Origin of the sequence: Enterobacter sp. Crenshaw, assembly GCF_024734705.1 — a bacterium.
GTDB lineage: Bacteria > Pseudomonadota > Gammaproteobacteria > Enterobacterales > Enterobacteriaceae > Enterobacter > Enterobacter asburiae_B.
Genome location: NZ_CP102932.1, coordinates 2,920,573 through 2,945,629 on the forward strand (window position 1 = coordinate 2,920,573; position 25,057 = coordinate 2,945,629).

The 25,057-nt window shown below is 56.3% G+C and carries 21 protein-coding genes; 9 read left to right on the plus strand and 12 right to left on the minus strand.

The features are described from left to right. Nucleotides 1-129: 129 nt before the first annotated feature. Nucleotides 130-930 carry a mannosyl-3-phosphoglycerate phosphatase-related protein gene (locus NWV12_RS14035; protein ID WP_033145905.1) on the plus strand — a complete coding sequence of 267 codons (801 nt, stop codon included), beginning with the start codon at nucleotides 130-132 and terminating at the stop codon, nucleotides 928-930. On the opposite strand, the gene dgcQ is transcribed toward NWV12_RS14035, so the two are convergent. From dgcQ to NWV12_RS14050, 3 genes are all read right to left on the minus strand, one after another. Then, entirely contained in the window at nucleotides 927-2,615 is a 1,689-nt protein-coding gene (dgcQ, locus tag NWV12_RS14040; protein ID WP_048980992.1) for a cellulose biosynthesis regulator diguanylate cyclase DgcQ, read from the minus strand. The genes NWV12_RS14035 and dgcQ overlap by 4 nt on opposite strands. 73 nt (nucleotides 2,616-2,688) lie before the next feature. Next, complete coding sequence (locus NWV12_RS14045; protein ID WP_023312315.1) at nucleotides 2,689-2,871, minus strand: YodC family protein; 183 nt, start codon at nucleotides 2,869-2,871, stop codon at nucleotides 2,689-2,691. Nucleotides 2,872-2,949: 78 nt separating this feature from the next. Then, nucleotides 2,950-3,861, minus strand: a complete 912-nt coding sequence (locus NWV12_RS14050) for a DUF808 domain-containing protein (protein WP_032658668.1) — start codon at nucleotides 3,859-3,861, stop codon at nucleotides 2,950-2,952. Between the two features lie 178 nt (nucleotides 3,862-4,039). On the opposite strand from NWV12_RS14050, the gene yedA reads away from it, so the two are divergent. Continuing rightward, on the plus strand, nucleotides 4,040-4,954 hold the full coding sequence (yedA, locus tag NWV12_RS14055; protein ID WP_033145907.1) for a drug/metabolite exporter YedA: 915 nt from the start codon (nucleotides 4,040-4,042) through the stop codon (nucleotides 4,952-4,954). Here the strand turns inward: yedA and NWV12_RS14060 are convergent. The 3 genes from NWV12_RS14060 to NWV12_RS14070 form a co-directional block, all read right to left on the minus strand. Further along, nucleotides 4,926-5,417 carry a very short patch repair endonuclease gene (locus NWV12_RS14060; protein ID WP_039263787.1) on the minus strand — a complete coding sequence of 164 codons (492 nt, stop codon included), beginning with the start codon at nucleotides 5,415-5,417 and terminating at the stop codon, nucleotides 4,926-4,928. The genes yedA and NWV12_RS14060 overlap by 29 nt on opposite strands. Further along, the gene (locus tag NWV12_RS14065; RefSeq protein WP_048980989.1) at nucleotides 5,398-6,813 is read right to left on the minus strand and encodes a DNA cytosine methyltransferase; all 1,416 of its coding nucleotides are present in this window, start codon (nucleotides 6,811-6,813) and stop codon (nucleotides 5,398-5,400) included. Before NWV12_RS14065 ends, NWV12_RS14060 begins: the two co-directional genes overlap by 20 nt. 61 nt (nucleotides 6,814-6,874) lie before the next feature. After that, a complete protein-coding gene (locus tag NWV12_RS14070) occupies nucleotides 6,875-7,576 on the minus strand; it encodes a phosphohydrolase (RefSeq protein ID WP_048980988.1) in 702 nt (233 codons plus the stop codon). A 284-nt stretch (nucleotides 7,577-7,860) separates the two neighbouring features. Here NWV12_RS14070 and NWV12_RS14075 point away from each other — a divergent pair, with 284 nt between their 5' ends. Further along, the gene (locus tag NWV12_RS14075) at nucleotides 7,861-8,934 is read left to right on the plus strand and encodes a porin (RefSeq protein ID WP_048980986.1); all 1,074 of its coding nucleotides are present in this window, start codon (nucleotides 7,861-7,863) and stop codon (nucleotides 8,932-8,934) included. 51 nt (nucleotides 8,935-8,985) lie between these two features. Here the strand turns inward: NWV12_RS14075 and NWV12_RS14080 are convergent, their stop codons facing one another. After that, nucleotides 8,986-9,849, minus strand: a complete 864-nt coding sequence (locus NWV12_RS14080) for an N-acetylmuramic acid 6-phosphate etherase (RefSeq protein WP_048980985.1) — start codon at nucleotides 9,847-9,849, stop codon at nucleotides 8,986-8,988. Between the two features lie 164 nt (nucleotides 9,850-10,013). On the opposite strand from NWV12_RS14080, the gene NWV12_RS14085 reads away from it, so the two are divergent. Next, entirely contained in the window at nucleotides 10,014-11,630 is a 1,617-nt protein-coding gene (locus NWV12_RS14085) for a sensor histidine kinase (protein ID WP_039263791.1), read from the plus strand. Next, a complete protein-coding gene (gene dcuR / locus NWV12_RS14090; RefSeq protein WP_033145914.1) occupies nucleotides 11,627-12,346 on the plus strand; it encodes a two-component system response regulator DcuR in 720 nt (239 codons plus the stop codon). Before NWV12_RS14085 ends, dcuR begins: the two co-directional genes overlap by 4 nt. On the opposite strand, the gene NWV12_RS14095 is transcribed toward dcuR, so the two are convergent. Both NWV12_RS14095 and NWV12_RS14100 read right to left on the minus strand, forming a co-directional pair. Then, complete coding sequence (locus tag NWV12_RS14095) at nucleotides 12,327-13,289, minus strand: FAD:protein FMN transferase (RefSeq protein WP_048980983.1); 963 nt, start codon at nucleotides 13,287-13,289, stop codon at nucleotides 12,327-12,329. The genes dcuR and NWV12_RS14095 overlap by 20 nt on opposite strands. Nucleotides 13,290-13,383: 94 nt before the next feature. After that, nucleotides 13,384-16,164 carry a flavocytochrome c gene (locus NWV12_RS14100; RefSeq protein ID WP_048980982.1) on the minus strand — a complete coding sequence of 927 codons (2,781 nt, stop codon included), beginning with the start codon at nucleotides 16,162-16,164 and terminating at the stop codon, nucleotides 13,384-13,386. A gap of 605 nt (nucleotides 16,165-16,769) precedes the next feature. Here NWV12_RS14100 and NWV12_RS14105 point away from each other — a divergent pair. From NWV12_RS14105 to NWV12_RS14120, 4 genes are all read left to right on the plus strand, one after another. Then, entirely contained in the window at nucleotides 16,770-18,278 is a 1,509-nt protein-coding gene (locus NWV12_RS14105; RefSeq protein WP_072210827.1) for an anion permease, read from the plus strand. Between the two features lie 53 nt (nucleotides 18,279-18,331). Further along, on the plus strand, nucleotides 18,332-19,981 hold the full coding sequence (gene fumA / locus NWV12_RS14110; RefSeq protein WP_023312328.1) for a class I fumarate hydratase FumA: 1,650 nt from the start codon (nucleotides 18,332-18,334) through the stop codon (nucleotides 19,979-19,981). A gap of 282 nt (nucleotides 19,982-20,263) precedes the next feature. Continuing rightward, nucleotides 20,264-21,577 (plus strand): MFS transporter, encoded by a 1,314-nt coding sequence (locus tag NWV12_RS14115; RefSeq protein WP_048980981.1) that lies wholly within the window; start codon nucleotides 20,264-20,266, stop codon nucleotides 21,575-21,577. Next, nucleotides 21,574-22,362: a substrate-binding domain-containing protein gene (locus NWV12_RS14120; protein ID WP_048980979.1), complete on the plus strand. Its 789-nt coding sequence runs from the start codon at nucleotides 21,574-21,576 to the stop codon at nucleotides 22,360-22,362. The genes NWV12_RS14115 and NWV12_RS14120 overlap by 4 nt, the downstream gene beginning before the upstream one ends. Here the strand turns inward: NWV12_RS14120 and NWV12_RS14125 are convergent. The 3 genes from NWV12_RS14125 to NWV12_RS14135 all read right to left on the minus strand — a co-directional run bounded on the left by NWV12_RS14125 (nucleotide 22,337) and on the right by NWV12_RS14135 (nucleotide 25,001). Further along, the gene (locus NWV12_RS14125; RefSeq protein WP_045887829.1) at nucleotides 22,337-23,236 is read right to left on the minus strand and encodes a LysR family transcriptional regulator; all 900 of its coding nucleotides are present in this window, start codon (nucleotides 23,234-23,236) and stop codon (nucleotides 22,337-22,339) included. The two genes, NWV12_RS14120 and NWV12_RS14125, sit on opposite strands and share 26 nt — an antisense overlap. Nucleotides 23,237-23,328: 92 nt before the next feature. After that, on the minus strand, nucleotides 23,329-24,858 hold the full coding sequence (locus tag NWV12_RS14130) for a cryptochrome/photolyase family protein (RefSeq protein WP_172620288.1): 1,530 nt from the start codon (nucleotides 24,856-24,858) through the stop codon (nucleotides 23,329-23,331). Next, nucleotides 24,855-25,001: a DUF2256 domain-containing protein gene (locus tag NWV12_RS14135; RefSeq protein ID WP_071891562.1), complete on the minus strand. Its 147-nt coding sequence runs from the start codon at nucleotides 24,999-25,001 to the stop codon at nucleotides 24,855-24,857. The genes NWV12_RS14130 and NWV12_RS14135 overlap by 4 nt, the downstream gene beginning before the upstream one ends. Between the last annotated feature and the right edge of the window lie 56 nt (nucleotides 25,002-25,057).

Sequence of the window (25,057 nt, forward strand, 5' to 3'; positions counted from 1 at the left end):
TTTCGTTATGAGCAATAACACACGCCGAATGCGGGTTTGCCAGGAGCATTCCTCTTTTCTCCGGTTTTCGCCTTCATTATTTTTTAGGAATTTTCTTAGATCGAGACGCATCTGTTACCAGGAGTCGCTATGCCTTCACTGCGGGATACATTGCTGATTTTCTCTGACCTGGATGGTTCACTGCTGGATATTCACACCTATGAGTGGCAACCCGCCATGCCCTGGCTGGACAGGCTGCTGGATAATCAGGTTCCGGTTATTCTTTGCAGCAGCAAGACCGCGGCAGAGATGCTCGATCTCCAGCTGGATCTGGGGCTGGAAGGCTTGCCTTTTATTGCCGAGAACGGCGCGGTGATTCAGCCTGACGTGCGCTGGGATAAGGTTCAGCGCCAGATCAGGGGGATGACGCACCGGGATATTCGCCCGCGAATCGAACAAATTCGCCTGCAGACGGGCTATAAATTCACCACTTTCGACGACGTGGATGAGCACGTTATCAGCGAGTGGACCGGACTGACGCGGTACCGTTCGGCGCTTGCCCGCAAGCATGAAGCGTCCGTCACGCTCATCTGGCGCGATACCGACGAGAAACTGGTCCAGTTTGAAGAGGAGCTGGCGAATGTCGGCCTGAAATGCCTGCAGGGCGCGCGCTTCTGGCATGTTCTGGACGCTCGCTGCGGCAAAGACGTTGCGGTGAACTGGCTGATTGAGCAATACCGCGAGCTGGAAGAGATTGAACCCACCACGCTGGGGCTCGGCGACGGTCCCAATGATGCGCCCCTGCTCGACAGCGTTGACTTCGCGGTGGTGATTAAGGGCATTAACCGCCAGGGCATCACGCTACGGGACGATAACCCTGCCCGGGTTTATCACACCCGGCAGCCCGGCCCGGCGGGCTGGCAGGAGGGGCTGGATCACTTCCTCTCTTAATCGCGCCAGACGACCCGGTTACGCCCGCTCTGTTTGGCCTGATACAGCCGGACGTCCGCCACGGACTGCAGCTGTTCAAACTCGTAGTTACCCGCTTCATCCGCGCTGCTGACCCCCAGCGACGCGCTGACGCGCAGGGTCGTGCTCTTCTTCACCAAGATCTCCTTACTGTTGATCCGGCAACGTATACGGTCCGCGACGCTTCTCGCCTCCTCCAGACCAATCCCCGGCAGGACGACGCAAAACTCTTCCCCGCCTACACGCCCTGCCACATCATTCTTGCGTAACGTGCTGGCAATCAGCCCTGCCGTGTGGGAGAGCACTTTATCTCCGGCCTGATGGCCGAAGCGGTCGTTGATATTTTTAAAATGGTCGAGATCGATCTGAATCACCGAGAACGGCAGCGACTGCTGGCGACAGGTTTCCGCCAGCAATTTTGCGCGGTCGAACAGCGCGCCGCGATTATTCAGCCGGGTAAGCGGATCATGCCAGGCCTGCCACTGGAGCGAGTGCTGAAGCGTGTACATGTTACTCACCATGCGGCGGATCACCAGCCACGAGATCAACAGCATGGCGGTAAAGAGCGCCCACATCAGCGCCAGCACGATACTGATGCTGCCGAAGTCGTCCTGTACCCCTTCGTGCAGGGTGTGGATCCGCAGGACAACGCCGTCGAAGTGATCGAGTCGTTCCCAGCTCACAAAACGGCTTCCGAGGCGGATCCCGCCGCCGGTGGCGTGCTCAATCGCCTGCGCAATCTGCGCCGTTTCGCGTTCGTCAAAATGGTTAACCGCGTTTTCCGTATGGGCAGAGGTGGCAATCATATTGAGCCGGGTATCGTACAGCTGATACTCCCCTTCCGTTCGGTCTTCGGTCGCATCGGCCAGCAGACGCTGCATGGTGCCCAACGTAAAATCCATCGCCACGACGCCATACCAGTAATGGTTGAAATAGATGGGGACGCTGGCGGTGATCATTCGTTCATCATTGGTCCAGGATGAGGGGGTGGAGATGAACCAGCGCACCGCGCGAGCGCGATTGTTCCGCTCTGACTGCTGGGTAAACCAGGACTGCGTGACAAGATGGTAATAGCGGGAGGTAATGTCGCCCGCCTGGTCCGGCGTATCGGTGGAAATGAAAAACCCGGCGCGGGAGACGTAGATCACGCGCGCTTCCGTTTGCGCTCTCGACGACGCCAGCCTGAGCAGATACCCCACTTCGAGCGTGGCAGAAATCTCGTGGCTGAGGCGTTCGGCGTCACGATTCAGAAACGTGGTTTTCTCGACGAAGGCATCCGAGACACCGTTAATGGGAAGGGTGCGTTTTTTATCAACGGCAAGCTGCCAGGTGGGGAGCATGCGGACTGAGCTAAAGCGTGACACCGCATTCTGGAGTACATCAAATGCCAGCGGCGTCTGGATCGCATCATGCATGCCCTGACGGAACAACAGCATCCTGTCGACGCTGTTCTGCAGCTGCCTGTCCAGCGAACTGGCCACCGTATCCAGATGGTTACGCTGGCTGGAGATGTACGCTTCTTCCAGAACCACCACTTCACGCCAGGTCAGTAGAGTCGAAAATACCAGAACAACCAGAAAACAGAGATTAACAATCAATCCCGGATTGCTACGCTTATGCAGCCATTGCAAAAAAGATTGTCTTACAACAAAGGTATCGCGCTGCACACACACTCCCTGATCGCTGCCTTACACCCGGTACTGGAGATAAAAACGCCCGGCAAAGCCGGGCGTTATGTGATTAAGCCTTGTCCCGCTGGTGCTGCCCGTCCCCCGGCTGAAGCTCATCTTCACGAAATGCTTCCCGCTTGATGCCATAGCCATCGTGCCACCGACATTCCACCATTCCGCTGGAATACCCGGTGACAATCATACGTGGGCCGCCCTTCTTAGGCTTAACTTCATCACTGACCAAAAAGACCATACCTGCCTCCTGTATCAGGGTGAAACTGTTTCAATTTAGACGAGGAATGGTCTTTTTGCACCCCATAACGGGTAACAATTAGTGCGACGTGCCACGAATTTTTTCAACCAGCTTCACCGCCGCGACCACGATAGCGCCAATGATGAAGCCCAGCACCAGATTCAGCAGCGTGGGCAGAATCGCCGCGACAACGGCCCCCTGCGCCGAGGAAAAATGTTCGATCGCATGGTGCAGCGGCGCGATACCGTGCACCACGATCCCGCCGCCCACGAGGAACATCGCCAGCGTGCCCACCACCGACAAACTCTTCATCAGCCACGGGGCCAGCACCAGCAGGCTTTTGCCGATGCCTCTTGCCACCGCGCTCGATTTCTCCTCCAGCCAGTAGCCGATATCATCCAGCTTGACGATCAGACCCACCAGGCCGTAGACGCCGACCGTGACCAGAATGGCGATGCCGGAGAGGATCAGAACCTGATTCAGGAGCGGCGCGTCAGACACGATACCCAGCGTAATGGCGACAATCTCTGCGGACAGGATAAAGTCGGTCCGAATGGCGCCTTTGACCTTATCGCGCTCGAAGGTTTTCGGATCCTGAGCGGCCAGCGCTTCAAGACGCTGCTGGCGCATCTCCGGCGTATCGCTCTGCTTGCGCGCGCTAAAGGAGTGCAGGACCTTCTCTACGCCCTCGAAGCAGAGAAACGCCCCGCCAATCATCAGCAGCGGCGTGATGGCCCAGGGAATAAACGCGCTGATCAGCAGCGCCAGCGGGACCAGAATCACCTTATTCAGGAAGGAGCCTTTTGCCACGCCCCACACCACCGGCAGTTCACGGTTAGCCCTTACCCCACTCACCTGTTGGGCGTTAAGCGATAAATCATCTCCCAGCACGCCTGCGGTTTTTTTCGCCGCCAGTTTCCCCATCACTGAAATGTCATCCAGTAAGGTCGCAATATCATCCAGCAATGTTAATAAGCTACTTCCTGCCAAAATCTTAATCCTTCATTTTTTGGTAATTAGGTGAATAGTATGGAGCAAAAGCGCAAACCCGGAAACACCCACCTCACGTCAACAAAAAATTCACATCAGCTACACAATTAAAGGGCTCGCCAGCGAGATAGTTTTCGCGTTTACTATCAGCGACCTTTTTATTTCGTCGTGAGGGATTATGCGTTTCCGGCAATTGCTACCGCTCATTGGGGCACTCTTTTCGCTGTACATCATCTGGGGCTCAACCTATTTTGTCATTCGCATCGGCGTGGAAAGCTGGCCGCCACTGATGATGGCGGGCATCCGCTTTCTCTCGGCTGGCGTGCTGCTGCTGGCCTTCCTGCTGCTGCGCGGGCATAAGCTTCCCCCGCTGCGCCCGATGCTGAATGCCGCCCTGATCGGCCTGCTGCTGCTGGCGGTGGGAAATGGGTTTGTAACGATTGCCGAGCACCAGAACGTACCGTCCGGGATCGCCGCCGTGGTCGTTGCCACCGTACCGCTGTTTACCCTCTGCTTTAGCCGCCTTTTCGGTATCCGCACCCGCAAGCTGGAATGGCTGGGGATTGGTATTGGCCTTGCCGGCATCATTCTGCTGAATAGCGGCGGTAACCTGAGCGGGAATCCGTGGGGCGCAATCATCATCCTGATTGGCTCGATGAGCTGGGCGTTTGGTTCCGTCTACGGTTCGCGTATCGAACTGCCGACCGGCATGATGGCGGGCGCGATTGAGATGCTCGCCGCCGGGATTGTACTGCTGCTCGCCTCCACGCTGACGGGAGAAAAGCTGACGACCCTGCCGCCGCTGTCGGGCTTTCTGGCGGTAGGCTACCTGGCGCTGTTTGGTTCCATCATCGCCATTAACGCCTATATGTTCCTGATCCGCAACGTCTCCCCGGCTGTCGCCACCAGCTATGCCTACGTCAACCCGGTCGTGGCCGTGCTGCTCGGGACGGGATTGGGGGGAGAAACGCTCTCTTCCGTTGAATGGCTGGCATTAGGGGTGATTGTTTTTGCCGTCGTGCTGGTCACCCTGGGCAAATATTTACTGCCCGCAAAACCGGTTGTCACGCCTTGCGAGGTGGAGAAACCGTAAGCAGGTGAATACCCTGCGTGTCGATCTGCGCGGTCTGGCCGCCGCCGCAGATCCACTCCTCAAGCCGCTCGGTCAGATCGGTATCGTTCAGTTTTAATCTGCCCCTCAGCGCACACTCCCAGACGATCAGCACCCGCCAGCCCTGCGCAATCAGCGCGGTGAGATCCCGTCTGTCGCGCTCGACGTTCTTGCCAATTTTATCCAGCCAGAAATCGGTGCGCGTCGCGGGGACTTTAAACAGGTAGCAGTCGTGGTGATGCCAGAAACAGCCGTGGGTAAAGATGATGCACTGCCAGGCGTCGATGACGAAATCCGGGCGACCCGCAAGCGCGGGATCCTGCACGCGGAAATCAAACCCCGCCTGCGTCAGCAGCCCGGCCAGGCGCTTTTCGATGGCGGTGTTACGCGTGCCGATGGCACGCATATTTTTGCTGCGCGTGGCCTTATCGTGAACATCCGTCATTGACGGCCTCACCCTGACGGAGTGCCACCGCCTGTCTGATGCGCGAGGCCAGCAGTTTTGCCACGGCCGCGAACGCGGGAACCACCACCGAATTACCAAACTGGCGGTACGCTTGGGTATCCGAAACCGGAATGCGGAAGCGGTAGCCCTGCGGGGTCTCAAATCCCATCAACCGGGCGCATTCCCGCGGCGTTAAGCGTCGCGGACGGTGACGCTGGTTGTGCGGATCGTCAAAATCTTTTTCACCCAGCGCCTTGTCCCAGCCTCTGTCGATCAGGATCTCTGCCCCATCCTTATAGTAGCGAGCGGACAACGTACGGGTCACGCTGTGCGGATCGTTGGGGTTTACCATCCCAAAACCGAAGCCGTTGCCCTTCGCCTGATGCTTCTTGGCATAGCGGTAGAGGTATTTCCACAGCACCGGGGTAAGGATAAATTTCGCGTCAACGACAGGTTCCAGCAGATCGGCAACGGTAGGACGACGCTCGGGATACAAAGACGGAATATCACGAAGGGTGAAATCCCCCTTGAGATTGAGGTCGCGGCGGAAACCCACCAGCACGATACGTTCGCGATGCTGGGGCAGGAAATGTTTCCCATCAATGATTTTAGGATCGTCCGCGCCCATGTCCTGCGAGTCGGCCACGTCATAACCCAGCTCATCCAGGGTCTGCATAATAATGCGGAAGGTTTTTCCGCCGTCGTGGCTCTTTAGATTTTTGACGTTTTCCAGCACAAAGATGGCCGGGCGACGGGCGTCAATAATGCGCGCCACATCAAAAAACAGCGTTCCCTGGGTATCGCAGGCAAAGCCGTGGGCACGTCCAAGGGCATTCTTTTTGGAGACACCGGCCAGCGAGAAGGGCTGACACGGGAAGCCGGCCAGCAGCACGTCATGCGCCGGGATCGTCTGGCGAATGTGCTCGGCGGCGTGTTCATCGCTCACGCCGCTTTTATGGCTCAGGGTGACATCGCGGATATCCGCGTTGAACTGGTGCTCGTGCGGATCGCAGTACCAGTTGGCCTTGTAGGTCCGGACGGCATGTTTGTTCCACTCGCTGGTAAACACGCACTGTCCGCCGATAGCTTCAAAACCGTGCCGGATGCCGCCGATACCGGCGAACAGATCGATAAAGCGGAAGGCGTAGTTCGGGTGCGCGGCAGGAGGACACGGAAGCAGGTTTTGCAGATAACGAAACTCGCCTTCACTCAGGCGACGCCCTGCGCGTTCGCTGGTCAGCAGACGCTTAAGGATCGCCGGGCTCCAGTGGCTCTCGCCGTGCGCCACCAGCAGATTGGCCAGCGTTTTAGCATCATAGATATCCAACAGCTGGCGCAGCAACGCCTGCACCGTTGCCGTTGATTTCTCAGCCTGCTCGGGCGCGGGCTCTGTCACTGATCGATTTTCCTGCATTCTTTTAACCGGAGAGTAAAGACTGGAAACAGATTACCACAGTTCAGTTGCGCAAACTGCGACGGAAGCGGCTCAACACCTGGCTATCCAGCCCGATGCAGTCGCCGTGTAATTCGGCACTGAGTTTCGCCATAAACTGGATCAGGAAATCGGCATTGTGACGTGCCAGCTCGCGGCCCATTTCCGTTTGCATTGTATCAGGCAATCGCAGCAGCTTGGTCTGAAAATGGTCGAGGGCAAACGCACGGTCATCAAGGATACGCGCATCGGCAAAGGGATCGTCTGCATCAAAAAGCGGCACGCCCAGCGCGCCCGAGACGGCAAAGACGCGCGCCAGGCCGATAGCGCCTAACGCTTCCAGCCGGTCTGCGTCCTGCACAATTTTGGCTTCCATGCTCTGTGGCGCAATCCCGGCGCTGAAGCTGTGCGCCTCAATCGCGTGCGCAACGGCGGCAATATGCTCTGGCGGAAAGTCCGGGAAGTCGCGGCGCAGAATGTCACACGTTTTAAGTGCGGCGAGCCGTGACGACTGGCTGCGTTCGGGATGGTTTTTCGGCAGGCTGACAATATCGTGGAAATAGCATGCGGTCAGGATCACCAGCGGTTCCACCGCCTGGTAATCCATGATTTTTTGCGCCGTCATCCAGACCCGACGAAAATGCGAAATATCATGTGCGGTATCGTCGGTGCTGTGGTTTTCCTCAAGCCAGCGCTCAAATCGCTGCTGCCACCGGGCAAGTTCCATCGTCATATCCTGATGTTTAAAAGAGAATCAATTATAACATAGCCGAATTAAATCATTTTAAAAATAGAACCACGAAATACTTAATAATAATTACACCATATAAATTCAATGAATTAATTCACCAGAAAAATAAAGAGATTAATAGAAATATTTAGCAATATTTCATAGGATTTAATTACATTTATTTTTGAAACTAAATAACACTTCCTGGAATAGTATCAAGCCTGTAATTGCGGAGGGTGATTACATATATTCATATAAATTATGTTTGAAGGGAATATATAATGAAAAGAAAAGTTCTGGCAATTGTGGTACCCGCGTTATTAATGGCAGGCGCAGCCAATGCGGCTGAAATGTACAACAAAAACGGCAACAAAGTTGATTTCTACGGCAAGATGGTAGGTGAACGCATCTGGTCGGACACTGACACAAGCAACAGTGAAAATGAAGATACTTCATATGCCCGTTTTGGTGTGAAAGGCGAAACACAGATCAATAACGAACTGACCGGTTACGGCCAGTTTGAATATAACATTGACGCCAGCACACCTGAAGGTGAGCAGGACGAAAGTACACGTCTGGCCTTCGCGGGTCTGAAATTCGCAGACTACGGTTCATTCGATTATGGCCGCAATTACGGCGTGGCTTATGACGGCGCGGCGTATACCGATATGCTGGTTGAATGGGGCGGAGACTCATGGGCTGCCACTGATAACTTTATGACACAGCGTACCAACGGCGTTGCGACTTACCGTAACACCGATTTCTTCGGCATGGTTGAAGGTCTTAACTTTGCTTTACAGTACCAGGGTAAAAACGATAACCGCAATGAATTCAAAGCGAATGGTGATGGTTACAGCATGTCTGTGAATTATAACATTGATGGCTTTGGTTTCGTTGGCGTGTACGGTAAATCCGACCGTACCGATGAGCAGACTGCTGACGGTTATGGCGATACAGCGGAAGTTTGGTCTCTGTCTGCAAAATATGATGCAAACAACGTTTATGCTGCGGTGATGTACGGTGAAACCCGTAATATGACTAAAGTTGGATACAATGCCTTCGCCAATAAAACCCAAAACGTGGAAGCCGTTGTTCAGTATCAATTCGACTTTGGTCTGCGTCCATCCCTGGGCTACGTATACTCACAGGGTAAAGACCTGTATGCCCGCAATGGTTATAAAGGCGTTGACGCTGACCGCGTAAATTATATTGAAATGGGTACCTGGTACTACTTCAATAAAAATATGAACGTTTATACTGCCTATAAGTTTAACCTGCTGGACGAAGAAGACGGTGCCATCACTGGCAACGCAACTGACGATCAGTTTGCTATGGGTATTGTTTACCAGTTCTAATCCCCAAAATACCAAAGGCCGCAATTGCGGCCTTTTTACTATCTGAAGATCTTACGGCGCTTCCTGCAGCGCCACGCGGATAAACCCGTTATTCTGCGCCAGCAGTTCATGGGCTTTCCACGCATCCAGCCCTGTCAGCACCATCAGTACCGCCGTTTTACAGTTATGGTTACAGCTCTCCAGCGCGGCTTTTGCCTCGGCCCGTGTGCATCCCCCCGCTTCCATCACAATGGCGATTTGCCGTTCAGCCCATTTGGTCGTGCTTGCCTCAAGATCCACGCGCAGGTTGCTGTAAACCCGTCCGGTTCGGACGGCCAGCCCGGTGGCAATCATCGAGAGGATCATTTTTTGCGCGATCCCCGCTTTGGTGTTGATATAGCCTGCGACGACGTCGGCCCCCAGCTCCGGAGCAATAACCATGCTCGCCAGCTGCGCGGCTTCGCTTTGCGCATCACCGGTAACAATAGCGACCGGTGAACCCAGCGACCACGCATGTCGCATTGCCCCCCAGACCCACGGCGTTTTTCCGCTGACGGTCACGGCCAGCATCATATCGTGTTCACCAAACTTGATGGCCTGCAGATCGGCAACGCCGCGCTCGTAGTTCCCTTCCCCTTCTTGTGCCGTAACGGCCATCACAGGGGTTTTGCCCGGCGCATATTCATCGGCAATCTGTTGCGCTACGCGCCCTGACGGCCCCGCACCAACGACGATCAGACGACCGCCGTGGCTGAGCGTCGCGGCGGCGTTGTCCACCACGCGGGCAATAGTATCTAAACAGGGGGTAATCGCAGCAGAAATGAGTGCATCATCCTGGTGAATGACTTTCAGCATGTCCAGCGTGGACAATCTATCAATATTCATCGTGCTGGCGTGCCGTCTTTCCTTGACCGAACCGGTAAGCATAACGCTCATAAACAGCCTCCTTATTATGAGTACCCACACACTATAAAGTGTTTTATATAGATGACCTGCGAGGAGGGTCACGAAAAGAGGACCAAATCCACGCCTTTACATGGCTTTAAGAAAAGCGCGTCATCGGCGATAATTACCCCTTTCTTAATCATCGCGGAGTGTTGATGAGCGATTTGCAGCCTTTCCTTCCGACGCGCAAGCGCCCCATGAAGCTGAACACCCTGGTCACGCTGATGGTGTGCGCGATTATTGCCTCTGTGCTGCTGGTGGTCTTTGCGCTCTACTCCGTGCAAATCACCCGGGCGACCCGCGATGATGTAAAAGATACGGCTCTGGGTATTGCCAGAACGCTGGCCAACAGCCCGGAGATCCAGCGCGGCCTGATGCAGGCACCGCAGGAGAATATTATTCAGCCCATCGCCCAGGCGGTGACGAAACGAAACGATCTGCTGTTCACCGTGGTCACCGATATGCGCGGGATCCGCTACTCTCACCCGAACGAGGCGCTGCTGGGGCTGCATTTTATCGGTGACGATTTAACTCCCGCGCTTGAAGGCAAAGAGAACGTATCGGTAAACCGGGGTGCGCTCGCCGAAGCGCTTCGCGTCTTCACCCCAGTCTACGACGGCCAGCACGAGCAGATCGGCGTGGTGGCGGTAGGTATCTCCCTGAAAAAGGTTGAAGAGCAGATCGCTCGCGGGCGGCTAAACGCCGTCTGGACCATTTTATTCAGTATTTTTATGAGCTCCATGGCGATTTGGGGTCTGGTGCGGGTACTGAAACGCATCCTGTTCGGGCTCGAACCTTACGAAATTTCCGCCTTGTTCGAACAGCGTCAGGCGATGCTGCAGTCGCTTCGCGAGGGGGTGCTGGCCGTCGATATTCACGGGCGCGTGACGATGATCAACCAGACCGCCAGAGAAATATTGCTTCTCCCTTCCGGCAAGCAGACCGAAAATGCCAGCGCCCCCCTGCTGGCCAGCCTGCGCGAAGTCTCAAAGACGGGCGTCGCGCGCCAGGATCAGGAGATCAGCTGTAACGGGCGTCTATTGCTGTGCAACATGGTGCCCGTTAAAAGCCAGGATCGGGTGATCGGCGCCATCACCACCTTCCGTGATAAAACGGAAATCAGCCAGCTGATGCAGCGTATTGATGGCATGGTTAACTACGTCGACGCCCTGCGCAGCCATACGCACGAGTTTATGAATAAACTGCACGTGATCCTGGGCCTGCTGCACATGAAGCGCTACGACAAGCTGGAAGAGTACATCATCCAGACGGCGCATAATTACCAGACGGATATCGGTACGATACAGAGCAAGGTAAAATCCCCGGTTATTGCCGGGTTCCTGCTGGGTAAAATCAATCGGGCGAAAGAAGCGGGCGTCACCCTGACGCTGGCGGATGAATGCCAGATACCGGATACCGCGAGCGAAGAGCAGGTCGCGGTGCTGATCACCGTGCTGGGTAACCTCATTGAAAACGCGCTCGACGCGATGGAAGGACAGCAGGAAGGTGAGATCGGCCTGCTGCTGCATTATCAGAATGGCTGGCTCAGCTGCGAAGTCAGCGACGATGGCCCCGGCATTGAACCCGCTCAGCTGGAGGCTATTTTTACAAAGGGCTTCTCAACAAAAGGTGAAAACCGCGGCGTTGGGCTGTTCCTTGCTCGCCAGCAAATCCAGAACCTCGGCGGCGATATCACCGTCGAGTCTGAGCCAGGCGTATTTACCCAATTTTTTGTTCACATCCCCTGGGATAGCGAGAGGAATATCGCGTGATAAATGTATTAATTGTCGATGATGACGCCATGGTAGCCGACCTCAACCGTCTGTATGTCAACCGTGTTGATGGTTTTAGCTGCTGCGGCGTCGCCTCCACGCTAAACCAGGCCGAGGCCATCATTAATAACCCCGGGCAGCCTGTCGATCTGGTGCTGCTGGATGTCTATATGCAGCAGGATAATGGGCTGGATCTGCTGCCCGTTATTCGCGCATCCGGTCGCCCAATCGATGTGATTATGATCTCGTCGGCTGCCGACGCCGCCACGATCCAGACCTCCATCCACTACGGCGTGGTGGATTATCTGATCAAGCCGTTCCAGTTCCCGCGCTTTGAAGAGGCGCTGAACGGCTGGAAGGCAAAGCACAGCCTGATGGGTTCGCACCAGTACTATGAGCAGGCCGACGTCGACCGGCTGATCCACGGCGGGGCGCCGGAACTGGCGGACAGTAAAAAGCTGCCGAAGGGGTTAACGCCGCAAACGCTGCGCACGATTTGCCAGTGGATTGACGCTCACCCGGAGACGGAATTTTCTACCGATGACCTGGCAAGCGCGGTCAATATCTCGCGCGTGTCCTGCCGCAAGTACCTGATTTGGCTCGCGCAAATCAACATTCTGTTCACCAGCATTCACTACGGAGCCACCGGCCGTCCGGTGTATCGCTACCGTCTCCAGCCGGAGCAGACCGGCCTGCTCAAGCAATACTGTCAGTAACGCGGTAGTCGTTATCCAGCAGGGTAAAGCGGAAGTGGTGTGCTGAAGAGAACACCACTTCTTTTGTTTTGGTCACAAAGATAGCTTCAATATCGGGGCGCGCGCGCAGGGCGGCGCAGCCTTTTTCGACGCCCATGCCGTACATCAGCGTGGTCCAGATATCGCCGTCGATGGAGTCCTTCGAAACAATCGTTACGCTGTCCAGCTCGTTGTCCAGCGGATACCCGGTGCGCGGATCGAGAATATGGTGATAGCGCCTGCCGTTTTGCTCAAAGTAGCGCTCGTACGTTCCCGACGTCACGACGGAGAGGTTCTCTACGGTCATCGTGCCGATCAGCGCATCACCGGCGAACGGTTTTTTCAGGCCCACGTTCCAGCCCCCTTCCGGCGAGCCTAACGTCTGAATGTTTCCGCCGAGGTTGATCAGCCCCAGCTCAGCGCCCTCTTTATGCAGGTAATCACGCACCCTGTCGGCGATATAGCCTTTGGCAATGGCCCCCAGATCGATCTCCATCCCCGCTCTGGTCAAGAATACGCTGCTGCTGGCCTCATCAAGAAGGACATCCTCAGGACGGGTTATCGCCAGCAGCGACGCGATTTCATCGGCAGGCGGAACGCTGTCCCCCTGAAAGCCAATTTTCCAGCGCTTCACCAGCGGACCTATCGCCAGGTTAAAGGCGCTATCCCTGAACAGACTTGCCGCTTTGGCACAGCGGATCAGCTCAAACACCGGCTGGCTGACGGTAACCGGATGCTGGCCAGCCGCATGGTTGATGTCCATCACCTGCGAGTGCGCGCGGTTAACGGTGAGCAGATCTTCGTACTGTTTGATCAGGCGAAACACGCGGGACGCGAGGGCTTCGTCGTGGGAGAAGAGTTTCAGGAGAATGGGTGAGCCCATCAGGACGGCGGAGTAGCTGTAAACGCGATGGCTATCAGGCATGGCTGGAGTCCTCAGATGTAGCCCCGGCCAGCACCGCGCCGCCGGGGAAAATGCCGGATAGCGCTGGGCGTATCCGGCCTACAACACAGGGGTCTTACTGCTTTTTCGAACGCATAGCCGCCTGATGTCCTGCAAGCGTACCAAAAATAATGATATCTGCCACTGCGTTACCGCCGATACGGTTACCGCCGTGGATCCCGCCGACCACTTCACCGGCCGCAAACGCCCCTGGCAGCACGTTGTGGTTGCTGTCCAGCACGCAGGTTTCGGTGTTGATGGTCACGCCGCCCATGGTGTGGTGCACGCCCGGCGCAATCTGAATGGCGTAGAACGGCCCTTCGTTGATTGGCGCACGCAGCGCGGTGGTACGGCCAAAATCGTCATCGTGCTGTTTCTCAACGAAACCGTTGTAACGTTCCAGCGTCGCGAGGAAAGCGTGGTAATCCATCCCCAGCGCTTCAGCCAGGGCTTTTGGCGAGCTGGCGCTGGTCACGAAACCTTTCGCGATGTACTCATCCGCGGCTTTGTTTTTGGCACGTACGTGCTCGTCAAAGACGATGTATGCGTATTTCTCCGGCAGCGCGATAATTGACGCCGAGACCTTATCGCGGGTCGACATTTCGTTGTAGAAGCGTTCCCCTTTCTGATTGACCAGAATCGCCCCGCCGCCGCGAATGGATTCGGAAATCAGGTACGAGGTTTTCTGCTCTACGGTTGGGTGAATCTGAATTTCGCCCATATCCACGGTACCCGCCCCGATGCGCTCCAGCAGCGCGATGCCGCCGCCGGTTGCCCCTTTGTGGTTGGTGGTAACGAACCCTTCCAGATCCGGACGGTATTTCACCACCATCTGGCTGTTGGCGCTGAAGCCGCCGGTGGCGACAATCACGCTTTTGGTTGCCACGGTGACGGTTTCGTTCTCTTCGGTAGTCAGGCGTACGCCGGTCACTTCACCGTTCTCGAAGATAATGTCGCTGACGGAGGTATCCAGCATCACCTCGATGTTGCGTTTGTTGACGTTACGCACCAGGCCGCTGATCAGATAGCCGCCCACCGCTGAACCGTCTTTTGGACGGTGAGTACGGTCGATGCTCATCCCGCCGGTGGTGGTGATGTCGTTCAGCATGATGCCGCGCGTGGCCAGCCACTCAATTGCCTGCGGCGCGTTCTCGACGAAGCGGCGCAGCAGTTCCGGGTTGTTCTTGTTGCCGCCGCCTTTCAGGCTTTCCTGATAGAACAGCTCTTTGCTGTCCTGAATGCCCTTCACGCGCTGGAAGCGGGTTTCGGCGGCGTTCATACCGGCAGAGGCTTTAATGGTGTTTCCGCCGATGGTCGGCATTTTCTCGACAATCAGCACGCTCGCGCCTTCGTCGTGAGCCTGAATCGCCGCCGCCAGACCGGCGCCGCCGCTGCCGACAACGACCACGTCTACGCTGCGGGTTTCGTTCGGATCAACGCCCTCTTCCGCGGCCAGCGCTTTGCGGGATTTCAGCATCGCTTTCGAGACCGCTTTCTTCACCGCCTCGCTCTGGCTGGTTGCGCCGGTGATGGCATCCACGTGCGGGGTGTTGGCATCCAGAATGCGGGTACGGATCTCTTCAAAGCTGGTCACAAACTCAACGTCTTCGCTCGGGCCGGAGGCCAGTTCGATGTCCGCAATGCGGTCAGTTTCCAGACTGACGCTAATCACCAGTTCGTTAGCGTCATCCTGCACCTTCTCAGCAAAGGTACCCGGTTTGAATTTGGATTCGCCCATGCTCATGTCGCGGATCATCGCTTCCACCAGCGAGAAGCGCCACAGCGGTTCAGGAATGCTGAGCTCTTCGCGTTTGGTGCTGTCCATAAACAGCTCCAGGCTTTCGTCGGCCGCGATGCGGTCGGTCCAGTCCGGATAAGCGATGGTGGCGCGGCCAACGGCAATCAGGTCGTAACCGTGGTCCAGCGCTTCATTCACATCGGAAGCATTCACCACGCCGCCCACGCCCATGACCGGAACCTGCGCCAGCGTTTCAGAACGCATCGCGCAGTATTTTTCGATAAGCGGAGTTGGATCCTGGGTGTCGACAATGGAAGGACGCAGGGTCGCGCCGACGGAGAAGTGCAGATAGTCCACGCCGCGCGCCGCCAGTTTTTCCAGCAGGTACATGGTGTCGTCAAAGCGGATGCCCGGGACTTCCATCTCTTCAGGGGAGAAGCGGTAGCCAATAATAAACGCGTCATCCGCGTACTGGCGCACCATTTTGTGGGTAATGTCCAGCACGGCCAGCGGGAACTTCGCGCGGTTATCGCGGCTGCCGCCCCACTCGTCGTCGCGCTGGTTTGAATTCGGGGAGTAGAACTGCTGAATCAGATAGGTGTTCGCCCCGTGGATTTCCACGCCGTCGAAACCGGCCTGGATGGCGCGGCGCACCGCCTCACCAAACTTGCCAATCATGCCTTCCACTTCTTCAGCGGTCAGAGCAACCGGCGTTGCGGCACCTTCACGCGGCGCGGCTACGGCGCTCGGGCCAACCGGGGTACGGCCACCAATCAGTTTTGGATCGACCATGCGGCCGCCGTGGTAGATTTGCAGCAGCGCCTTCGATCCTTTGGATTTAATGGCCTCCGCGATTTTCGCCAGCCCGGCAATTTTCTCGTCATTATCAATACCGATGGCACCCGGGAAGGCGAGACCGAGATCGTCGACGAAGCAACACTCCACAATGATGGTGCCAATGCTGCCGGAACGGGCCCGATAGTACTCCACCAGCTCGCTGGTGACGGTGCCGTCAAAATAGCCGGTACAGGTTGTCATAGGGGCCATTAACAAACGGTTTTTCAGTTCAGTACCATTCGGTAATGTGAAGGGGCTAAGAATGCGTTCGTTAGTGCTCATAATAGAAACTCCAAACTTTTAAAAATTAAGAATTCGTTATCGGATTGATTTTTTATTTCGTCGTTATTTGCCGATGTCATGATATTAATATAATGATTTTTTTAGTTTCTAAAGTTATTACGTTAGTTAAAAAACTATTTAATCCCTGCGATAACACAAATAACACATTGGTGTTAGCGATTGTAATTCAGCCATTCACAATAATTTAAAAAACGTTAAAATATGAATGGTAAAACCAATTCACCTTAACACATACAAAATCAATAAAAACAATATATTACAATGACACCAAAATCTATATTGTTAAAGAAATGATAAAAAACACGCAAAAAACAGGCAATAACCACATACGCCAGAGTGGTTATTAATAAAAGCATAAAAATAACGCTGCAATTCTATTTTTTTGATCGCGATCAATAGTTACGGCATTCAAAAGCGCAATATAAAAACATCATCTTTTTTTTAATTTAGCGCACACAAAAACGCGTTAAATCGCTATTACTGAAAATACAGAAAAGCACCTTTAATAACTAAAAAAAGCAAAGAAACTAAATAAAGTGCTTTTTCAGTGCGACCGAATTTTTGACAACTTAAGACGTGAAACTATGAATACAAAAACTGCTGTAACGCCCCCTGTGGCGAACCAGGCATCAAATGGAAACGCAAAACGATTGCTGATGATGGCTCTACCCGTCATCGTCGCCGTACTGCTGCTGTTTGTTCCCGTTCCTGAAGGCTTGCCGCCTTACGCATGGCACTACTTCGCCATCTTTGTCGGCGTGATCGTCGGTCTGATCTTCGAACCGCTGCCGGGTGCGGTGATCGGCCTGACCGGCGTGGTTGCCATCGCCCTGTGCAGCCAGTGGGTGCTGTTCAGCCCCGATCAGCTGGCTGACCCGAAATTCAAGCTGGCGGGCGCCTCCTTTAAGTGGGCGGTGAGCGGGTTTGGCAACTCTACCGTCTGGCTGATTTTCGGTGCCTTTATGTTCGCCGCAGGCTATGACAAAACCCGCTTCGGCCGCCGTCTGGCGCTGATTCTGGTGAAGTACCTCGGCCGTCGCAGCCTCACGCTCGGTTACGCCATCACGTTTGCGGACCTGCTGCTGGCACCGTTCACCCCGTCCAACACCGCGCGCAGCGGCGGGACCATCTACCCGATTATCGCTAACCTGCCGCCGCTGTACGGTTCAAAACCTAATGACCCAAGCGCGCGTAAAATTGGTTCATACCTGATGTGGGTGGCGATCACCGCAGCCTGTATCACCAGCTCAATGTTCCTCTCCGCCCTCGCGCCAAACCTGCTAGCCCTGGCGCTGGTGAAAAGTACGGTTGGGATTGATATCTCCTGGGGCACCTGGTTCCTCGCCTTCCTGCCGCTGGGTATCCTGCTGATTCTGGCTATGCCGCTGCTGGCCTACTGGTTCTACCCACCTGAAGTCAAAGTGAATAACGAAGTGCCGCTGTGGGCGACCCGCGAGCTGGAAAAACTCGGCAAACTGTCCCGCAACGAAATTCTGCTGCTGGTGTTCGTGTGCTGTGCGCTGCTGATGTGGATCTTCGCTGCCGCGTGGATTGAGCCTGCCATGGCGGCCCTGCTCATCGTAGGTCTGATGCTGTGGACCGGCGTGCTGGAATGGAACGATATCACCGGTAACAAGGCCGCATGGAACACCTTCGTCTGGTTCGCCACCCTGGTGGCACTGGCGGATGGCCTCTCCTCGACCGGCTTTATCAGCTGGTTAGGTAAAGAAGGCGGTCTGTTGATGAGCGGTATCTCTCCGGGCGTGGCGACCGTCGTCCTGCTGCTGGCGTTCTACCTGCTGCACTACCTGTTTGCCAGCACCACCGCGCACACCACGGCGCTGCTGCCTGCGATGCTGACCATCGCCTCCACCATCCCTGGCATGAATATGGAAGTGTTCGTTCTGCTGATGGTGACCTCGCTGGGCGTCATGGGGATCATCACCCCGTACGGTACTGGCCCAAGCCCGATTTACTACGGTAGCGGCTACCTGCCAACCAAAGACTACTGGCGCCTCGGCACCATCTTCGGTGCCATCTTCCTGGCGGCCCTGCTGCTGATTGGTTATCCGTGGATGTCCATGATGTTCTGATTCCTGACCGCCGGACTTCTCCTCCGGCGGTTTTATTTTTGTGGAGCAATACTATGTCGAATAAACCGTTTTTTTATCAGAACCCCTTCCCTCTTTCCCATGACGACACCGAATACTATCTGCTGACCAAAGAGCACGTTTCCGTTGCCGAATTCGACGGTCAGGAAGTGCTGAAAGTGGAGCCGGAAGCCCTGACCCTGCTGGCGCAGCAGGCCTTCCACGATGCCGCGTTTATGCTGCGTCCTTCCCACCAGAAGCAGGTTGCCGCCATTCTCAACGACCCGGAAGCCAGCCAGAACGACAAATACGTTGCCCTGCAGTTCCTGCGTAACTCTGAAATTGCCGCAAAAGGCGTGCTGCCAACCTGCCAGGATACCGGCACCGCGATCATCATGGGTAAAAAAGGCCAGCGCGTCTGGACCGGCGGCGGTGACGAAGCGGCGCTGAGCCAGGGCGTGTACAACACCTACATTGAAGATAACCTGCGCTACTCGCAGAATGCGGCGCTGGACATGTATAAAGAGGTGAATACCGGCACCAACCTGCCCGCGCAGATCGATCTCTACAGCGTGGACGGGGACGAATACAAATTCCTGTGCATGGCAAAAGGCGGCGGTTCTGCCAACAAAACCTACCTCTATCAGGAAACCAAAGCGCTGATCACCCCGGCGAAGCTGAAAAACTACCTGGTTGAGAAGATGCGCACCCTGGGCACTGCGGCCTGCCCGCCTTACCATATCGCGTTTGTGATAGGCGGTACGTCAGCGGAAGCCACGCTGAAAACCGTGAAGCTCGCTTCCACGCGCTACTACGACGCGCTGCCGACGGAAGGTAACGAACACGGCCAGGCGTTCCGCGACGTTCAGCTCGAACAGGAACTGCTCCAGGAAGCGCAGAACCTCGGCCTCGGCGCGCAGTTCGGCGGTAAATACTTCGCCCACGATATCCGCGTGATCCGCCTGCCGCGCCACGGCGCCTCCTGCCCAATCGGCATGGGCGTCTCCTGCTCCGCAGACCGCAACATTAAAGCGAAGATCAACCGCGACGGGATCTGGATTGAGAAGCTGGAACACAACCCGGGCCAGTATATTCCTGAATCACTGCGCCAGCAGGGCGAAGGCGACGTGGTGAGCATCAATCTGGACAAGCCGATGAAGGAGATCCTGGCACAGCTTTCCGCGCACCCGGTCTCTACCCGCCTGTCGCTGAACGGGACCATCATCGTGGCGCGCGATATTGCCCACGCGAAGCTGAAAGAGCTGCTCGACAACGGTGAAGAACTGCCGCAGTACGTTAAAGACCATCCGATCTACTACGCAGGCCCGGCCAAAACGCCGGAAGGCTACGCCTCTGGCTCACTCGGCCCGACCACGGCTGGCCGTATGGACTCGTATGTGGACTTACTGCAATCCCACGGCGCGAGCATGATCATGCTGGCGAAAGGCAACCGCAGCCAGCAGGTAACCGACGCCTGCCATAAACACGGCGGCTTCTACCTGGGGAGCATTGGCGGCCCGGCGGCGGTGCTGGCGCAAAACAGCATTAAGAGCCTGGAATGCGTCGCGTATCCGGAGCTGGGAATGGAAGCCATCTGGAAAATTGAAGTCGAGAACTTCCCGGCGTTTATCCTGGTGGATGACAAAGGCAACGATTTCTTTCAGCAGATCCAGAACAAACAGTGCGCGGGTTGTTCACAGCGCTAGGTTGAGACAGGCCGGGTGGCGCAACGCTGCCCGGCAGTCGCAGACAGACATGCGCCTGCGTCATGTCACAAAACCGTGATATCAGCCACTTAGCAAAAAGTGGTGAATAAAAAATCAATCAATTGTTAAGTTATTGTTGTCATTAATTGTATTGATCCCGCGAAGGCTATTCATGCAAAACGTGCATCAGCCGATGCGGCATTTGCGCTTATCTATTTCCTCATCCTGATCCAGTTTTCAAAAACAGACGCGTAAAACGTCAACAATAAACTGGAGATAACCATGTTTTCCTCAACCTCACCTGCAACCGTACGCTCGAAAGCGGGCGCCATACTCCGCGTGACGTCCGGCAACTTTCTTGAGCAGTTCGATTTCTTTCTGTTCGGCTTCTATGCCACCTACATCGCCCACACGTTCTTCCCGGCGAGCAGTGAATTTGCGTCGCTGATGATGACCTTCGCCGTCTTCGGCGCGGGCTTTTTGATGCGTCCAATAGGCGCCATCGTGCTAGGCGCGTATATCGACAAGGTAGGTCGCAGAAAGGGGCTGATCGTCACGCTTTCCATCATGGCGGCGGGGACGTTCCTGATCGTGCTTATCCCCTCTTATCAAAGCATCGGTCTGTGGGCGCCGCTGCTGGTGCTGACGGGCCGTCTGCTGCAGGGCTTTTCCGCCGGTGCGGAGCTTGGAGGCGTCTCGGTTTATCTGGCTGAAATCGCCACGCCGGGCCGCAAAGGGTTTTACACCAGCTGGCAGTCCGGCAGCCAGCAGGTCGCTATTATGGTCGCCGCGGCGATGGGCTTTGCCCTGAATGCCCTGATGGAGGAGAGCGCCATTCGCGAATGGGGCTGGCGCATCCCGTTCCTGTTCGGCTGTTTAATCGTGCCGTTTATCTTTTTCCTGCGCCGCAAGCTGGAGGAGACGGAAGAGTTCAGCGCGCGCCGCCAGCATCTGGAGATGCGTCAGGTCTTTAAAACGCTCCTTGGCAACTGGCAGGTGGTGGTCGCGGGCATGCTGATGGTGGCGATGACCACCACCGCGTTCTACCTGATCACCGTCTACGCCCCCACCTTTGGCAAAAAGGTGCTGATGCTCAGCGCCTCGGACAGCCTGCTGGTCACGCTGCTGGTGGCGATTTCTAACTTCATCTGGCTGCCGGTGGGCGGCGCGCTGTCGGATCGCTTCGGGCGCAAGCCGGTGCTGATTGCCATGGCCCTGCTGGCGCTGGCGACCAGCTACCCCGCCCTGACGCTGCTGGCGAGCGTGCCCAGCTTCTCCATGATGCTGATCGTGCTGCTGTGGCTCTCCTTCCTCTACGGCCTGTACAACGGCGCGATGATCCCGGCCCTGACGGAGATTATGCCTGCTGAAGTGCGCGTGGCGGGGTTCTCTCTGGCTTACAGCCTGGCAACGGCGGTCTTTGGCGGCTTTACCCCGGTCATGTCCACCGCGCTGATTGAATACACCGGTGACAAAGCCTCGCCTGGCTACTGGATGAGTTTCGCCGCCGTGTGCGCCCTGCTGGCCACGCTCTACCTCTACCGCCGCCGCGCGGTATCGCTGCAAAACACCGTCAAGTCACAGGGGGCAGTATGAAACGCACCTATCGCTTTACCGCCAGCGCGCTGGTGCTGACGCTCCTGAGCGTTAATGCCTGTGCCCAGGACGTGAAGGTCATGATTTCAGGCGGCTTCAAGGCCGCCCTGGAAAAGCTGGCCCCGGACTATGAACGCCGGACCGGGGATAAAATCGTGATTATCCCCGGCCCCTCAATGGGCGCTACGCTGCAGGCGATCCCAAACCGACTGGCGCGCGGCGAGAAAGCCGACGTGGTGATTATGGTGGGCGATGCGCTGGAGAAGCTCGAAAAAGCCGACCAGACCCAGCCGGGTTCGCGAACCGAACTTGCGGACTCCCCCGTTGGCATGGTGGTAAAAAAAGGGGCGGATGTCCCTGATATCAGCAGCGAGGCGGCTCTGCGCAAAACGCTGCTGCAGGCCAGCTCCATCGCCTACTCTGACAGCGCCAGCGGCAGGTACGTCAGCCAGACGTTGTTCAAAAAAATGGGGATCGAAAAAGAAGTGGCGGGTAAAGCGACAATGGTCGAGCGTATCCCTGTCGCCTCAGAAGTGGCGAAAGGAAAATACGCCGTCGGTTTCCAGCAGGTCAGCGAGCTGCTGCCGGTTCAGGGCGTCACCTTTATCGGGAAAATCCCGGATAATCTGCAGTACATCACGCGCTTCGCGGGTGCGGTCACCCGTCACGCAGAACATCCTGCGGAGGGGAAAGCGCTGCTGACCTATCTCGCCTCACCGCCCTCCAGGGCCGTCATCCAGAAGACGGGGATGATCCCCGTTACGTCCGGCGATACTGCTCGGTGATCTGCTTTTCCAGTTCAGCCGCAATGTAGGACTGGATGCGCCCCCGGCGCCGGATAAGCCCCACGGTGCGTTTCACTTCCGGCGCCACCAGCGGCAGATGCGTCAGCAGCGTGTGCTCTGACGTCGGCATCGACATGGCGGGAACGGCAGCAATGCCGATCCCCGCCTCTACCATACCGAGCATCGTGGTAACGTGGCGCGTTTCGCAGACGCTGGGGCGTTCGGGAACGATATCCCCCAGCATCCGATCGAGCAGGTTACGGTTACCTGACGTTTTATCGAGGGAGATATAATCCTGCTGGTAAAAGGCCTGCCACGTCAGGTGACTCTTCTGCGCCAGGGGGTGATCCTTTCGGCACGCCGCAACATAGACATCCTCCACCAGCGGGAAAAATTCGATGTCAGACGGCAGGTTTCCTGCGAAGCAGATACCAAAATCAGCCTGGCTTCGGGCCACGGCGTCAATCACATTCCCCGCGCTGCTGTCGATGAGCTTAATGCGAACCCGCGGATAGCGAGACTGAAAACGACGGATCACATCGGGCATAAAGTAACAGGCCGCGGAAGGGACCGTGGCAACCGTGATCAGCCCCGTCCGCTCTTCGCTGACCTTATCGACATCCGCCAGCATTGACTCAACGTTGTCGAGCAGCTGCGCGGAGCGTTCAGCAAAGTTTTGCCCGTATAACGTTAAGGCCACGCGGCGGGTGGTACGGTCAAACAGCCGGTTTCCCAGCGCGGCTTCCAGCTTTTCAATCCTGCGGCTCAACGCCGACTGGGATAAGCAGATAGATTCAGCAGCGACACGGAAGTTACCGTATTCCACTAACGCTCTGAAAGCATAAAGATCGTTAAGGTCAAAATTCACGGGCATAGCGTCTGGATGTCCTGTCAGGGAATACGCAACAAAGTCAAAAATAATAGCGTCTTATTGACCCACCGCAACCGGCGCGGTGGTGAAATACGTCAGAGCTCGTTGAGATGCAGGCGAATATACCCGGCGCGATCGGCAATGGCCTGCCGCTCCTCTTCCTTCATGTCCGCAAGCTGTTTAAAGACGATGCCCAGGCGGGGATTGTTACCCAGACGCGCCTGGTTGCGCGCAAAGAAATCCCAGTAAAGGGCATTGAAGGGGCACGCCAGCTCTCCGGTACGCTGGCTGTGTTGATACCGGCACCCCTGACAGTAGTTACTCATCTTATGAATATACGACGCGCTTGAGACGTAGGGTTTACTGGCCAGCAACCCGCCATCGCCAAACTGGCTCATTCCGAGGGTATTGGGCAGCTCCACCCATTCAAAGGCATCAATATAGACCCCCAGATACCATTCATGAACCGCCTGCGGCGACAGGCCGCTGAGCAGGCTAAAGTTCCCGATGACCATCAGGCGCTGGATATGGTGGGCGTAAGCCTCGGTGAGGGACTGCCCAATCGCATGCGCCAGGCAGCGCATCTGCGTCCTGCCGGTCCAGAACCAGTCCGGCAGCGGGGCGTGCTGGTCTAAGGCATTCAGCTCCCGATAGCCCGGCATCTGAGACCAGTAGATCCCACGCACGTACTCCCGCCAGCCGAGAATTTGTCGGATAAACCCTTCGACGGCTGGCAGCGGCGCATGGCCCAAACGCCATGCCTGCTGGGCGGCAGCCACCACTTCCCGCGGATTAAGCATTTTGGTGTTCAGCGCGAACGAAATTAACGAGTGGAAAAGAAAAGGCTCCTCCGCGTGCATCGCGTCCTGCCAGGCGCCGAACTGCGGGAGCACGTGAGCGATAAATTCATCCAGCCTGGCTTTAGCTTCCGAACGGTTGAGCGGCCAGCGAAAATTCCCGGCCTGAGGTTCACCGAAGGTGTTTACGCCGCAGCGTTGGATCTCTGCCCATAAGGCTGAATAATCGTGGCGCGGACGCGAATCCTCCGGCGCGGGCGGCTCGCCGGACCAGCGTTTGCGGTTTTCAGCATCAAAATTCCATTTTCCCCCTTCCGGCTCGCCTTCAGAGGTTAACAGTATGCCGTGCTGACGACGCATTTCCCGGTAAAAGTACTCCATTCGCCAGCTTTTGCGCGTCGCAAAGAACGCGCTCACCTGTTCACGGGTGGTGAAGAAATGCTCGCTGCTGACGCAGGCCGTTTCGACGGACGCCGCTTTCGCCCACGCCTGCAGCTGCGTGTCCAGGCGCCATTCGTCGGGCTCCTGCCATATCACCCTGTCGGCGCCGTAATGCGCGACAAGCGCGTTGAGATTGTCTTCCAGCGCGCCGCGGTTTGAGTCGTCAGCGAGCCGGACATACCTCACCCGATGCCCCTTCTCCTTTAACGCAGAGGCAAACGCGCGCATGGCCGCAAAAATGGCGATCACTTTCTGAGCGTGGTGAAGCACGTACGCGGTTTCGGCCCGCAGCTCCAGCATCACGTAAATGACATTTGGATTACAGGCATCAAACCAGCTGTGGTGCGGATTAAGCTGATCGCCCAGGATCAGGCGCAGTTCGGTCAACGGTGGCTCCTTCGACAGCGCTCGGAACAGTATTTGACCTCATCCCAGCATTTCGCCCATTTCTTGCGCCACGTCATGGGCCGCTGGCAGTGCGCGCACGCCCGGCTGGGCAGGTCCTGCTTGTTACCTTTGAAATCGCTCATCTTTTCAATACTGTACTGATTTCTTCACCAGACCGGTGGATGCAGGCTACGACAGA

What these genes read in the sequence shown, in the direction of transcription:
- NWV12_RS14075 (WP_048980986.1), top strand. Translation starts at nt 7,861, where the DNA reads ATGAAAAGAAAAGTTCTGGCAATTGTGGTACCCGCGTTATTAATGGCA.
- NWV12_RS14135 (WP_071891562.1), bottom strand. Translation starts at nt 25,001, where the DNA reads ATGAGCGATTTCAAAGGTAACAAGCAGGACCTGCCCAGCCGGGCGTGC.
- NWV12_RS14080 (WP_048980985.1), bottom strand. Translation starts at nt 9,849, where the DNA reads ATGAGCGTTATGCTTACCGGTTCGGTCAAGGAAAGACGGCACGCCAGC.
- NWV12_RS14070 (WP_048980988.1), bottom strand. Translation starts at nt 7,576, where the DNA reads ATGGAACTTGCCCGGTGGCAGCAGCGATTTGAGCGCTGGCTTGAGGAA.
- NWV12_RS14085 (WP_039263791.1), top strand. Translation starts at nt 10,014, where the DNA reads ATGAGCGATTTGCAGCCTTTCCTTCCGACGCGCAAGCGCCCCATGAAG.
- fumA (WP_023312328.1), top strand. Translation starts at nt 18,332, where the DNA reads ATGTCGAATAAACCGTTTTTTTATCAGAACCCCTTCCCTCTTTCCCAT.
- NWV12_RS14060 (WP_039263787.1), bottom strand. Translation starts at nt 5,417, where the DNA reads ATGACGGATGTTCACGATAAGGCCACGCGCAGCAAAAATATGCGTGCC.
- NWV12_RS14115 (WP_048980981.1), top strand. Translation starts at nt 20,264, where the DNA reads ATGTTTTCCTCAACCTCACCTGCAACCGTACGCTCGAAAGCGGGCGCC.
- yedA (WP_033145907.1), top strand. Translation starts at nt 4,040, where the DNA reads ATGCGTTTCCGGCAATTGCTACCGCTCATTGGGGCACTCTTTTCGCTG.
- NWV12_RS14100 (WP_048980982.1), bottom strand. Translation starts at nt 16,164, where the DNA reads ATGAGCACTAACGAACGCATTCTTAGCCCCTTCACATTACCGAATGGT.
- NWV12_RS14045 (WP_023312315.1), bottom strand. Translation starts at nt 2,871, where the DNA reads ATGGTCTTTTTGGTCAGTGATGAAGTTAAGCCTAAGAAGGGCGGCCCA.
- NWV12_RS14105 (WP_072210827.1), top strand. Translation starts at nt 16,770, where the DNA reads ATGAATACAAAAACTGCTGTAACGCCCCCTGTGGCGAACCAGGCATCA.
- NWV12_RS14120 (WP_048980979.1), top strand. Translation starts at nt 21,574, where the DNA reads ATGAAACGCACCTATCGCTTTACCGCCAGCGCGCTGGTGCTGACGCTC.
- NWV12_RS14125 (WP_045887829.1), bottom strand. Translation starts at nt 23,236, where the DNA reads ATGCCCGTGAATTTTGACCTTAACGATCTTTATGCTTTCAGAGCGTTA.
- NWV12_RS14035 (WP_033145905.1), top strand. Translation starts at nt 130, where the DNA reads ATGCCTTCACTGCGGGATACATTGCTGATTTTCTCTGACCTGGATGGT.
- NWV12_RS14095 (WP_048980983.1), bottom strand. Translation starts at nt 13,289, where the DNA reads ATGCCTGATAGCCATCGCGTTTACAGCTACTCCGCCGTCCTGATGGGC.